Source organism: Falsiruegeria mediterranea M17 (assembly GCF_900302455.1).
GTDB lineage: Bacteria > Pseudomonadota > Alphaproteobacteria > Rhodobacterales > Rhodobacteraceae > Falsiruegeria > Falsiruegeria mediterranea.
Map to the genome: position 1 here is coordinate 439,746 of NZ_ONZG01000002.1, position 12,457 is coordinate 452,202.

12 protein-coding genes and 1 pseudogene are annotated in these 12,457 nt (G+C 60.0%); 2 read left to right on the forward strand and 11 right to left on the reverse strand.

The window, feature by feature from the left end; all coding sequences use genetic code 11:
• Positions 1–120: 120 nt before the first annotated feature.
• A pseudogene (locus TRM7615_RS05445) lies at positions 121–1,246 on the forward strand (IS3 family transposase).
• A complete protein-coding gene (locus TRM7615_RS26200) occupies positions 1,141–1,416 on the forward strand; it encodes a lytic murein transglycosylase (RefSeq protein WP_108785876.1) in 276 nt (91 codons plus the stop codon). Before TRM7615_RS05445 ends, TRM7615_RS26200 begins: the two are co-directional and overlap by 106 nt.
• Positions 1,417–1,623: 207 nt before the next feature.
• Here the strand turns inward: TRM7615_RS26200 and TRM7615_RS05455 are convergent, their stop codons facing one another.
• The 11 genes from TRM7615_RS05455 to TRM7615_RS05505 all read right to left on the reverse strand — a co-directional run bounded on the left by TRM7615_RS05455 (position 1,624) and on the right by TRM7615_RS05505 (position 12,410).
• Positions 1,624–1,833 carry a hypothetical protein gene (locus TRM7615_RS05455; RefSeq protein ID WP_108785877.1) on the reverse strand — a complete coding sequence of 70 codons (210 nt, stop codon included), beginning with the start codon at positions 1,831–1,833 and terminating at the stop codon, positions 1,624–1,626.
• Between the two features lie 28 nt (positions 1,834–1,861).
• Positions 1,862–2,593 carry an NlpC/P60 family protein gene (locus TRM7615_RS05460; protein ID WP_108785878.1) on the reverse strand — a complete coding sequence of 244 codons (732 nt, stop codon included), beginning with the start codon at positions 2,591–2,593 and terminating at the stop codon, positions 1,862–1,864.
• 70 nt (positions 2,594–2,663) lie between these two features.
• Entirely contained in the window at positions 2,664–3,026 is a 363-nt protein-coding gene (locus TRM7615_RS05465; RefSeq protein WP_108785879.1) for a hypothetical protein, read from the reverse strand.
• Positions 3,027–3,044: 18 nt separating this feature from the next.
• Positions 3,045–3,374 carry a hypothetical protein gene (locus TRM7615_RS05470; RefSeq protein ID WP_108785880.1) on the reverse strand — a complete coding sequence of 110 codons (330 nt, stop codon included), beginning with the start codon at positions 3,372–3,374 and terminating at the stop codon, positions 3,045–3,047.
• Entirely contained in the window at positions 3,371–3,706 is a 336-nt protein-coding gene (locus TRM7615_RS05475) for a hypothetical protein (RefSeq protein ID WP_108785881.1), read from the reverse strand. The genes TRM7615_RS05470 and TRM7615_RS05475 overlap by 4 nt, the downstream gene beginning before the upstream one ends.
• Before the next feature lie 12 nt (positions 3,707–3,718).
• Positions 3,719–4,558 (reverse strand): hypothetical protein, encoded by an 840-nt coding sequence (locus TRM7615_RS25720; protein WP_207775212.1) that lies wholly within the window; start codon positions 4,556–4,558, stop codon positions 3,719–3,721.
• Positions 4,555–5,487, reverse strand: coding sequence for a hypothetical protein (locus TRM7615_RS05485; RefSeq protein ID WP_108785882.1), 933 nt, complete (start codon positions 5,485–5,487; stop codon positions 4,555–4,557). Before TRM7615_RS05485 ends, TRM7615_RS25720 begins: the two co-directional genes overlap by 4 nt.
• A complete protein-coding gene (locus tag TRM7615_RS05490; protein ID WP_108785883.1) occupies positions 5,484–11,240 on the reverse strand; it encodes a coiled-coil domain-containing protein in 5,757 nt (1,918 codons plus the stop codon). The genes TRM7615_RS05485 and TRM7615_RS05490 overlap by 4 nt, the downstream gene beginning before the upstream one ends.
• Before the next feature lie 8 nt (positions 11,241–11,248).
• Positions 11,249–11,557, reverse strand: coding sequence for a hypothetical protein (locus TRM7615_RS05495; protein ID WP_125133644.1), 309 nt, complete (start codon positions 11,555–11,557; stop codon positions 11,249–11,251).
• Between the two features lie 20 nt (positions 11,558–11,577).
• Positions 11,578–11,970, reverse strand: a complete 393-nt coding sequence (locus tag TRM7615_RS05500; protein WP_108785885.1) for a hypothetical protein — start codon at positions 11,968–11,970, stop codon at positions 11,578–11,580.
• Positions 11,970–12,410: a phage tail protein gene (locus TRM7615_RS05505; protein ID WP_108785886.1), complete on the reverse strand. Its 441-nt coding sequence runs from the start codon at positions 12,408–12,410 to the stop codon at positions 11,970–11,972. The genes TRM7615_RS05500 and TRM7615_RS05505 overlap by 1 nt, the downstream gene beginning before the upstream one ends.
• Positions 12,411–12,457 lie beyond the last annotated feature (47 nt).

A 12,457-nucleotide genomic window follows, 5' to 3' on the forward strand; every position in this document is an offset into this window, starting at 1 on the left:
TGGCCTCGTCTTCCGGAAAGGTTGACCTTAGGTTAGTGCAACGCAGCCTGTTCAGGCAACAAGTTGGTCTTCCCCCACTGAAGTGGTCCTCCGCTATGTTTAGGAAAACGGAGGAACGCCATGGCAAACAAGCGCCCGAAGCCCGAAGAGATTGTCACTAAGTTACGGCAGGTTGAGGTTCTGACGGGGCAAGGGATGCCGCGTCTGGATGCGATCAAACAGATTGGTGTGACTGAACAAACCTATTATCGCTGGAAGAAGAAGTACGGCGGGATGGGCGCGGACCAATTGAAGGAACTGAAACGGCTACAGAAAGAAAACGAACGACTGAGAAAGGCCGTATCTGATCTGACGCTGGACAAGCTCATTCTGGCGGAAGCTGCGAAGGGAAACTTCTGAGCCCCGCTCGCCGCCGAGCTTGCATTGACCGTGTTCGTGCTGAGCTGAATGTCTCGGAACGTGGTGCTTGCCGCGTTCTGAGACAGCACCGATCCACGCAACGCAAAGTGCCAGTTGGTCGCCCAGACGAAGGACGGTTGGTTGCCGATTTGATCGAGCTGACGGACAATATGGTCGATATGGCTATCGCCGGATTGCAGCGCTGCTGCGAGAGGCGGGCTGGCTTGTGAATGACACGCGCGTGGAACGGTTATGGCGGCGAGAGGGGCTGAAAGTGCCAATGAGACAACCAAAGAAGGGGCGGCTCTGGCTCAATGATGGGTCGTGCGTTCGGTTGCGACCTGAATACCGTGATCATGTTTGGTCCTACGACTTCGTGCATTGCCGGACAGATGACGGAAAGGCTTTCCGAATGCTCAACATCATCGACGAGTACAGCCGAGAATGTTTGGCCATCCGTGTAGATCGCAAGCTGAACTCAGGCAACGTCATCGACGTCCTGAGTGACCTGTTTATCCTGCGCGGCGTACCGTCGTTCATACGTTCCGATAACGGTTCAGAGTTCGTTGCCCAGGCCGTGCAGGATTGGATCAAGGCCGTCGGTGCAAAGACGGCGTACATCGAACCAGGCAGCCCTTGGGAGAACGGATACTGCGAGAGCTTCAACGCCCGGCTCAGGGATGAGTTCCTGAACGGCGAAATCTTCTACAGCCTGCGAGAAGCTCAAATCTTGATCGAAGAATGGAGAAAACACTACAACACCAAACGACCACACAGCGTTCTGGGCTACCGCCCACCCGCTCCGGAAACCATCGTGCAGATGGACCAAAGGCCGATCATGCACTAACAATCAAATTGGACCACTCAGATGGGGCTGACCACATCTACTTCGCTGTAACAAGAAACTTTAGAGTTTTCCGTCTCTACAATGACTCGATCGGCTATGCATTGTCGATTGGCCTTCTTTCAGATTTGCTCTCAGGGCGTCGCTCTTTGCCCCTTACTTTTTTAGATTAAAGAAATCAACGTTCACTTCCTACTTTCAGGGGATAACGCATTGGTCAGAACTCACTCTGGTGCGCACTACTGTTGGGGCTTTCCGTATAACCCATACTATCTATTGCCGGACGATAGATGACGAAGATGCCCCCCCGCCAGCTCTCGCCAGCGGGGGGGCTTACTTTGAGTCTCCGGCGATAGGTTGGACGTGTGACAGGCCGGAGCTTAGATGCCAATGCTCTTGGTCGCCTTCACGCGGCCATAGATCGCCAACAGGCCACCTGCAGCTGTGATCACGCTGTTGACGTGCTGCGATGCCTCGGATGCGTCGGCACCCGTCACAGTCAGGCCGAACATCCCAGCGACTGGCGGCGCAATGGCGATCACCGCGCCCCAGATGGTCTTGGACATAAGGAAGCTTTTGATATCCTCCATGGTATTTTCCCTTTCGGATGATTGAGGCTCAGGCCTCGTTGGTGGAAAGAATTTGACCCGCCGAATTCATGATCGGCAGCGGGCGTTGGTGCGCCGCTGGCCAGGTCGACGGCCAGCGCAAGGCCAGCAACCGGCTGCCCGCCAGCCAACTGTCGCGGACCATATTCGACTGGTTGCCGCCCCGAATGCGGTAGCGATGGGTTTTAGGGTCATAGCCAACCGCGAAACCGACATGCCCGCCCTTGCCGCGCGTGAACGACGCGACCGCGCCATAGACCCGCCCGCATTTGACGCCGTAGTCCGCAAAGTTGCGCGCCCAATAGGGGTTGCGCTCGATGCTAGGCGGCAGGGGTTCATCAGACAGCGCCAGTTCCAGCGCCGTGATCGCGGCATCGCCGCACCAGGGAAACCGGGCCGGATCCCCCAAGGTCGAGCCGTCAGAGGCCAGCCAGGCGCGCAGCTCTGCATTGTCGCGGACTTCATGCAACCCCATGACTTTGCCGATCTCGACCAGCCATGGCGGTTCAGGGGCCGTCTCTGGCCCAAATTTCACGGGCTCGGCTTCGGACACGGCATCCCGCAACCGGGCCAAAGTAATCGGCCCGACATAGGCGCGCGGGCGCAACCCCTCTGACCGCTTGAAAGCAATCACAGCCCGATCGGTCGCCGGGCCTTTGATCCCGTCGATCAGACCAGGATCGAGGCCAAGCGTTTGAAGCGCGCGCTGCAACCAGCGCACGTCATAGGAAAGCGTCGTCATTGGTCCCTCCAATGCAAAAGACCCCGCAGGCGGGGCCGGTTTGGTCTTTGGTTCTTCGGGGGCCCGCCGGTTAGCGGGTTGGGATCATCTGGGCTCGCTGCAAAAGCTCCCGCAGCAGCCGATTGTTTTCGCTGAGCTGGGTTTGCACATCCTGCATACGCTTGGAAAAATGCGAATAGTTGGCATCGCGCGCCGCGTTCTTGTTCTCCAGATTGCGCACCCGGATCGCGAGCTGGTCACGCTTGCCCGCTTCGCTGCTGATCTGAAGGGATAGTTTATCGAGTTCATCGCTCAAATCATCGATACCGCTCGACATTGTGGCGGTTTGCGTTCCAACCCAAACACCGGCGGCAACCAGCGCTGTCACGATGGTCCAAGCCAACCCCTTGTTGATGGTCAGACCCCGGTCGCTGTTCTCTATCACTTTGCCCATAAAAAACTGCCTCTTTGTTCAGAACTGCTCGATCAGCTCGGCCACGCCTTCGGGCAGATCCGGCCATGCGCCGTCGTGTGTGACGTCAGCCTGCGGATCTTCGATCAGCGGCAGGCAGGCCGCGCGCATGGCTTGAACCCATCCCAGAGCAGCCACCCAGGCTGCCTTCTGCTGAGCATCCAACAGATCCGCGGAGCTTGCGGCAGTGATGTTGGTTTGGGCCGTGTCCGATGCGGCTGCAAAGATCCGGCGACGGCATTCAGCCTTGACCAGCGTTGTGCGCCGGGCGCGAAGCTTGGACTGTTTGGCGTCGGCGGTGATGATTTGGCTCAGGTCGATGTTGCTCATGTGTCATCCTCCTCGGCTGGCAGATCATCCCCTGCGACCACACTGTGAACCGGGATTGGGACGTTACCGCCCGAGACGATGAGTGACGCCGGAAAGCGCGTCTCGTCAGGCGCGTTTGGGCCATGGGGCAAGAGCAAGGTCAGGTGGATTTGCCCCTCGATGCGTTCGACATCAGAGGCCAGCCAATCGCAGGACACGGCAGCGCGCGGCAGGGTTGCCCCTTCGGGCAGGGCGGCAAAATCGAAGGCCTCCCCATTGAGGGTAAGGACATCTCCCGCAACAGCAGCCGTCAGCGGTATATCGTGGCGGATCGGGGTAAAGGCTATGTGCATCTCAGTCCTTTCTTAGTACCAGCGGCCAACGGCCAAAACCTGATGAGATTCAGACGTGTTTGCAGGCCAGACCGCGTTCATGGAAACGCTCAGGCTGCGAGACAATGCCCCGCTGCCGGTCCAATAGCTGCGTTCACGGGTGCCCGACGTCGGCGGGACCTTTGCTGTCATGTGCACGACAGGATCACCGGTGAAGCCTGCGGGGAAAGTCCAGTTGGCTGATATCGTGACATCCCCACCGCCCACGAGATCCAGCACATGCCAGCAAATCTGAGTTCCGTCTGCAAAGCGCACATATTCGCCATTGGCATTGCCGCCCCGCTCGATCACGGCACCGGTGATTGCCCCTCCTGCCTGGCTGACAGCTCCAACGACATCATCGGTGCCAAACATGGCGTTGGGTCCGCTCCAGGTCGCGCCGCTGTCGCCGCTGCCCATAACCAAAATGCGGTTCTGCGAAAAAAACAGTCGGCGGATCGTAAAACTGTCGTCACCGATGCGCCGGGTGGCGTTGATGATCGGACTGTATCGCGAGGTACTGTCTGGAAACGTTGCAATATCTGACGAACCACCTGCCCCAGCGTAGAACCCTGATGCCAAAGGCACCTGGCCATCTATCAGGCGCACCTCGACGCTGTCCGTCGCGCCAAGCCCGAACGAGCCGACACGCAACAGACGGCCCGGCGTCTGATCCAGGCCGTTTTCGACAACCTGAAAGAACTCGCTGGCCGACAACCCGTTGAACTGCCCCGGCAGGCCCAACAGCCATTCCAGCAGATCCCGCATCCGGTTGTTGAACTCAGGATCATTTTCATCCGGCAAAACGCCGCCAAACGCATTGATGATGCTCACTCGACCACCCCTCTCATTTCCAATTGCCCGTCCGAAAAGACCGCCTCACCGGGCAGTTCCAGATCATTGATCAAACCGTAAACAAGCGTCCCGTAGCGCTCGGTGCCGAGCGCCTGATAGGCAACTACCAGCCGCCCGCTGTTCCTCATGACACGCCGCAAAATCCGCTCGGTGTTCTCGGTCTCGTAGCTGAAGCGATAGTTCACCAGGCGTATCTTTTGCCGCGCCACCGGTGCGATGTTTCCGTATTGGTCTTCGTTGAGTTCGGAGAAATCCCGGAAGTCCACCGTGGTGCCAGGCCGGGTGATGCCCAGGTTCGCCTGCGTGCCCAACACCATCGCGCCGATTTCCGCTGTTCCGGTTCCTGCATCAACGGTGACATGCACAAACCGGTTCCCGCCACGCGGCAATCCGGTCACAAGATAGACCCGCGCGAACTCCCGTTCTGCAAACCAGAAATCAAACTGGTTGCTGACCTCGATCGGATCGAACAGAGAAAACGTCTTGTCCCAGATCAGCGCGTCCTGACTGGTGTACACACGCACCCGTACCGTCCCGCCCCGCAACCCAAAGAAAGCAAGCGCATCGCAGGTGCGATCCGTCTGAACCTTGAACTCCACCGACCCCGCGTGGCTTGTTCCGGATCCGATTGTGCCATCAAAGGCGCGCAAACGGTTTGTGGGTCCGATGACCAGCCAATTCGACCCATCATCGGCTGATGGATCATTGCCCTGATTGTTGTCCTGCAACGATTCAAACACATGCTGTCCAACCAGATCGACAACCCCGACCTTGTAGGGCTTGGCAGCGCAGATCCGATCCCCTTTGGCGTAGGATACCCCGGCGGCATAAGCGGGATGATCCAAGGCAGGCAGGTTGCTGTAGGTTATGCTCGCCTCGGACACGACCATGGCTTCGATGATATTCATGATGCAGCGTCTCTCTGCTTGACCCCATCCAGATCCAGCTTTTGCAGTGTCTTGTCGCTTGACCGCACACGGTCATTGATCTGGCCCAGACGGGCGATTGCCTGAGCAAAATCGCGCCGCAGCAGATCCAACACGCTGACCACGTTTCGCTGATCGAGCATGGCCGAGGCGTCCGAATTGCTGATCACGCGGCTGGGGCCGGTGTGCTCCAACTCCCACCCAGTTTCACCGACGATACGCCAGCCGCCCTGGTGCGCCCCGCCCGCCGCATGGCCGGGCACATTCAGCCCAATCGATGACCAATCAAGCGCCCCAGGCTTGAACACACGCCGCCCACTGGCAATCTCGTCCTGCCCGTACTGATCAAAGTGCCTCTGCGCGCCAACGCCTGCGCGCTGCACGTCGCCATAGGCATTCAGATACGCTTCTGGCTTGACCTTGAGACCGGCCGAGCCGACCAGCCCCAAAAGCGCCCGGCGTGTCTGATAGCCCGAGCGGTCCACGTAGATGTCATCCAGCTTGTCGCTGGCACTGAACGATTTGACCCGATAGGCCAACTGGTTTGCCGTTCCGTTGGTATTGACACCCGCCAGCTCTGCCAGCTTGTTGAGCTGCTGCTCGGTCGCGATGTACTGCCCCTTGTCATTGCGCAGCATCCCGGCTGCATAGCCGTCCAGCGCAGCTTGCTTTGGCTGATCCGTGATCGCCTTGCGCAACGCACCAAGAGCACCGGTCAGGTCAGTCATCGGTGCCGCAATGCCCGACTGCAACGTCGTGCCAAACCAGCTCGAAAACCCCGCAGACGGGTCAAACCGAAACGACCCGCCCAGGGTAATCGTCCCCGAACTGGCACCACTGATCGAGGCCAGCAAGGCCTTTTGTTCGGACGTCAATGATCCGGTGTCCACCAGACCCTTGATCACCCTCTGCACCGTTCCGGTCCCGAGATTGAGCTGCCGAAGAAGAGCGGTCTCTGTGGTGGTGAATTCCGGGCTGTTGAGCTGTGCGTTGATGACGCGCTTGGCGGTGCTGCTGGTCTCTCGCAACAGCTCCAGATCGGCGCTGTTCAGTGAGGCACCATAAACTGCATCAATCGTGACCGCCCGCAAGGCCGCCGTGTTCGACTTGAGCAGCAACGCGCGCACGGGTTCCGGCACCCCGGCATTCAAAATCGCTTCGATGTTCAGAGCCAACCGACCTTGCTCGGACAGCAGGGCGCGCTGCAAGCCGGATGGCACCCCTTCAGACAGAGCCGCCAGGACGGAAACAGAGAACGTCTGGACACCCCCTAACACCAACTTGCGCACATCCCATCCGACAGAATGGCTCAGCGCCGCCCGAACGGCGACATCAAAGGTCCCGACATTCTGCAACGCGAGGCGCACGGCGCGCGGATCTGCGCCGGATGACAGCGCAGCATTGACCGTGCGCACAAGCTCGGAATTGCCGACCAAAGCGAGGCGACGTGTCTGGTCATCCAGATCCGCGCCAACCACAAATTGAAGGGTTCGGCGCAGATCGCCGCCGGTCGCCAACGCCAGGTCACGCGTTTCCGGCGCGATGTCGTTGCCATCCAGCACAAAGCTGATGGCCTTGATGTGTTCCGAGGCTGTATTCAGCGCCAACCATTTGTCTGGCGCAGGCAGATCCGAGCGCACGACAAAATCAATGGTCGAGGTCAGCCCCGTTTCGGCGCTACGGATCAGGGCTTTGAGATAGTCCGGGATGTCCACTTGGGGCAGCAGATCCACCGCGACCTGCAAACGCTGTTTGAGCGCATCATAGGAAAACGCCTCGGCCTCCTTGATGGCTCCTTCCAGCCCTGCCAGCGAGTCCTGAAAGTCTGCCAGGGTCCCATCGAAGTCGCGGGCCAGGTCCTGAATGGAGACATCAAGCTTGCCGATCTGCTCATTCGTCAGCCCTTCGAGTTGCAGGAAATTGCTCAATCCGGTCAGCACATCCACCTGCTGCTGATAGAGACCCTGCAGAACATCCTGATTGGCCCCTTCCAGTTCTGCCAGACCAGCCAGAAACTTGACCTCTCCCTGCAACTGCCCCGCAAGTCGGCGGTATTCCAGATCGCTGCGCGAGGTTGCCCGTGCATTGGCCAAATAGGCGTTCACCAACCCCGGAACATCGCGCGCGGCCTCGGCGTCCCCGCCGCGTGCCTTTTGCAAGACGGCATCCAAGGACGCCCGATTGGCCGCTGCGGCCTGATCCCGACCTGCGCCGCCAAGGTTCGAACCAACCAACTGGCGCAGAAAGTCCCGCAGGGATTCCGACACGCGGTACCACAAGGAAGCCGCCGATTTGCTCTCGGTCACCATTTTGCGCGCATCATCCAACTGCGCCCCGAGCGCGCCCCCGATCTGATCGACCAGCCCCGTCACGGAAATCGCCAGCGCCCCGACCTTGGGCAGAACACTGTCCAGGGCACCCGACAGCTTGATGACTTCGGCATAGGCGTTGCGCCCGGATTCCGTGGTGGTGTCAAAGCCCTCAACCATTGCCCGCAACTGCGCCCGGCTTTCAGGCATGACGAGACCGAGATCTCCGAAGGTATCCCGCAACCGTCGCAGCGTGATCTCGCTGCGCTCGCTCTCGGAATAGACCGCCTGTAGATAGGCCGAGGTCGCCGCGCTCATGGCCTCGATCCCGCCGAACACATCAGAAAGATGCGATGCTGCATCTGCGCCTGCCAAAGAAACAGCGAAGGCGCGATGGCCCAGGAGATCAGCCATATCATTGGCCGCACTCAGGCTGTCCGACAGCCGCTTGAGCGTTTCCTGCGCACTCTCCCCCGTTCGAGAAAAGGCATCGGTGCCCAGAACCAACGCGGCCATCTTCTCGGATGCGACGTCGATGTGTCCGCTCAGTTCCTCCTGTATCTGCGCCTGCGTCTTCCCGTTCGTCCAGAGCGTGAACTGTTCATCGTTGAACTCCGCCAGCGCGGACGAGCTGAGCCCCAGGGTCAAGGCCATGGCCTTCAAACCCGTGGTGACACCACGCATGGTCGTGTCCAGGCTCGCCTGGATCTCATCCGGGACCGGCTTGTAAACGGCCTTGTTGCTGCGGAACGCACCCCCCTTGTAGAAGTCGAATTGGGTACCGTCGAAACCATCGACGCCGAGGGTTCCACGCAAAGCGGTGCCCGCATATTTGCGAGAAAAGGCTTTCGAAAGAGCGTAAACCCCGGCCAGCAACGCCCCGACAGCAGGCAGAGCTGCACCAATCGCCCCAAGCCCCCCGACAGAGCCGGAGACCAACCCGCCAAGGTTGGCGAAAGAGGCACCCAGACCACCGCCAGACAACACACCGCCCAGCCCGCTGCCAATACCCCCCAGAAGGCCACCGCCGCCCAGGAAACCACCGCCGCCCAGCAAACCACTGGCCTGCGATCCCAACAGCCCGCCCAGCAAGCCACCGCCACCGCCGCCCTCGCCAAGGACGGCCCCAGCCGTACCGCCCAACGCCAAGCGATCCAAACCCAGAAAGCCGGTGACCGAGGCAATGATCGGAAGGGTGAACCTGGTATTTGCGAACTGAAAGGCGATGTCTTTCAGCATGCCTTTGACGGTATCGCCCAGGCTACCACCCTCAAAGGCCGTGCGCGTGATGTTGTCGGCCCACCGGGACTGCTGATCAGCCACGCGCCGTGTCGCGGCCTCGGCATCATCCAGCGCCACCACCTGACCGGCCAGCGCCTTGATCTGTGCCTGCGAGTATTTGCCCGCCTCGGTTCCGAGACGCTGCTGCACCGACAAGACCGCCTGATACATCTGGCGTTCTTTGCCAGCCAGTCCCAACAGGGTGCGGCGTTGAGTGATCTCCCTCGTCAACTGGCTCTCGACCTTTTTGGCCCCGCCACTGCCGCCGCTGGCTGTGTTCAGCTTGTTGAGCGCCGCTGTGCGGTCCTGGTATTCCTTCGTCAGTTGCTGTTCCAGCTCATACTGCTGGACGCGCTGATCAATGCCCGCCTGCACCTGCCGTCGCTGCCCGTCATGCATACTGTCGAGCGCAGGCAGTGAGGCCTCCAACTCGGCACGGTATTTGGCGACATTGGCGCTCAGCTCACCACCACCCGACGCCAGCGCCGAGATCCCCGCCCGCAAGCCCGCAATCTTGGCATCGGCGCTCGCCAGTGCGCCCGGCAGGCCAGACAGGAAGCTCTTGAGGTTTGCCGCCTGCCCCGCGGCTTGGCCGATGTTGCCCGCAAGGTTGCCAGCCGCCACCACATTGCGTTCGGTCAGATCCACGTTCTCCGAGGTGATCCCCTTGAGCGTGTTCCAGCGCCGTTGCAACTCCGCGATATTTGCCGAGATCTGTTCGAGGTTGGCCTGCTCTTCCTTGGTCAGATGGGTTTGACTACGCACCCCGTCCAACAGCCGCCGCTGCTCGGTCAACGCTCGCACCAATGCCTGTTCTGTTTCCTCATAGGCCGCGCGCAGCTTGACCGGCATTTGTTCGAGATCATCACCCGGCGCTCGCATGCTTGTCAGAGCGGCCTGATATTGCCCTATCGCCTCCAACACCTGGTAATATCCAAGCGCCTCAAGCTCTTTTTCCTGTCGCTCGCGCACCAGTGCTGCCGTCACTGCCTGGCGCGCCTCAGCCTCGGCCATCTTGGCCTCGATAGTGGCCAGCGTGACAGGCCCCCCTTCGCGCAGGGCGTCTGCCAGACGGGCCGTCGCCCGATACTGATCCCCCATGGCATAGGTCACATTATCCATTGCCAGAGCATGCGCTTCGGCAAAAGACGTCGTGTCTCGCATCGATCCGGCAAATGCAGTCCCAACCGTCGCCGCCAATGCCAGGCCCGCGACCACCACCCCAACCGGCGTTGCCAAAGACGCGACGACCCCAACCAGAGGAGCCGCCACCTTCAGAATGGCACCAAGACCGAGCGCCAACGGGCCGACCGTCGCCGTCAAAGTCCCCGCGATGGCGATGGATTGCTTGGCCTTGTCATTCAACCCCGCAAACCATTCCCCTGCCAGGGCGATGCGATCTGAAATCCCTTCAATCGCCGGGGCCAACGCCACGGTGATCTGATTGGCAACGCCACGCCCGACCAGTCCAAGGCGCGAGACTGCATCATTGGTCCGTTCGATCTGGTCAGCATCCACCTCGGAAACGGCCACGCCGAACCGGGAAACATCCTGCGCCGCCACCCGCAAAGCGCTAGCATCGATCCGGCTGAACACAACTCCTGCCCGGCTCCCGAACAGCTCAGAAGCAATCGCTGCGCGTTCGGCTTCGGGAACATAACGGCTCATTGCCGTCTGGATGGCCTCCAGACGTTCATCGAGCGGCAATCGGTGCAGATCCTGTGCAGTCAGATGCAGCCGCTCCAACGCCTTGGCTGCACCTTTGGCCCCGCCGCTCTCGACCTGGCTCAATCGCTTGGTCAGTTGGATCGTGGCCTGCTCAACTTCACCAATCGAGACGCCCGACAGATCCGCAGCGCGATCCAGCACCTGCATGGATTTGACCGTGGTCCCGAGCGATTGGGCCATCTTGGCCTGAGAATCCACAACCGAGAGGCTCGATTTGAGGGCCACCGCCGCCATCGCCGCCATGGGCGCGGTGAAGCCGAGCGACAAACGCCGCCCGGCTCCTTCCATCTTTCCAGCAAACCGCACCATGCGGCGTTCGACAGTGCCCATGGTTGCCATCGAGCGCTTCGCGCCGGTTTCAAAGGCAGCAGAGTCGAGAGAGAGAACGCCCCGCAGAGCGCCAATGACGGCTGACATCGCTCAGTTCACCTGTTCGAAAGTTGGGAATTTGCCTGTGCAGCAACGCTGCTGAAATAGGCGTGAAGTTTGGCCCGAGCCTCCTGATTGCTCATAGGCTTGGACCGAGGCCCAGTCTCACCAGCCTTGGCAAAATCGGGCATGTTCTTTGGATCGTGAAACGCGAACTGGATCAAAGTCCCCAGCTCCTGGTTCAACACTCTTTGCGCCTGAACCTCGGCATCCTTGGCCTTTCGGCGGGCCCCGATGATCAGGCTGTATTCGCGGATGGTGATGTCCCAGAAATCGCTGTGGTGCAGGCCAAACTCGACCCACACCGCGACCAACTCATCCCAGCTCAGTCGCTCGGACTGGCCGTTCCGTTTCCCTCATCACCCCCTTCATCAGAGGTGTCAGATTGCGGGAATGCTGCCGCCACAGCCTTGCTCAGAACCGGGACGACAGCACTGGGACCGCCTGCGTTTTCCACCAGGTCAAGAGCCTGGTCTTCGGCGCTTGGTCCATCGTCGTCCACCTCGGACGGATCATGAAACCCTGCACCATCATTGGCGCAGGCCTTGACCATCGCAAGAACCATGCCGACGCCTTTGGAACCATCCAGAAACGCTTGCAACACTTTGTCGATCGGTTGACCGTCAAACTCCTGCTCCAGGCGATATTGGGCCCGCGTTGAAAGTTTCAGCTTGTGGGTCTTGTTGCGGCCCAGCTTCAGGGGAACAGAACCGATCATCAGGCGGCTCCCTTCGTCCAGGCGATCTCACCTGTCGGACGCAGCTTGAGATCTGTCATCAGATCACCGTCATAGTCCGTAGTCGGCAGCGATGGCGTGACAAAGGCCTTGTATTCGAACTTGTCGCCCGTGCCCGAGCCGGTTTCCGGTGGCAGTTGCACCTCGAAGAAAACCGGTTTGCGGCTCGCTTTGAACGCGGCTGCTTCTTCATAGAGCGCCTGTGAATAGTAGCAGCTCAGCGTCAGTTCGGACGTGTCCTCCAGGCCCGGACCATACTCCTTGGAACGACCAGGACTGTCCAGCGAAGTGCGGTCGCGATACTCCGGCGTAACTTCGGGAATGCCGACCGTCTTGCACCCTTTGATTGTCGTGTACGGGCCACCCTCGGTTGCGGACCATTTGACCGTAACGAGATCGCCGGGAATGACATTTTCTGCCATACCTTGTTCCTTTCATGATGTTAAGAAAGCCGGTCCCCCGGCCAGTG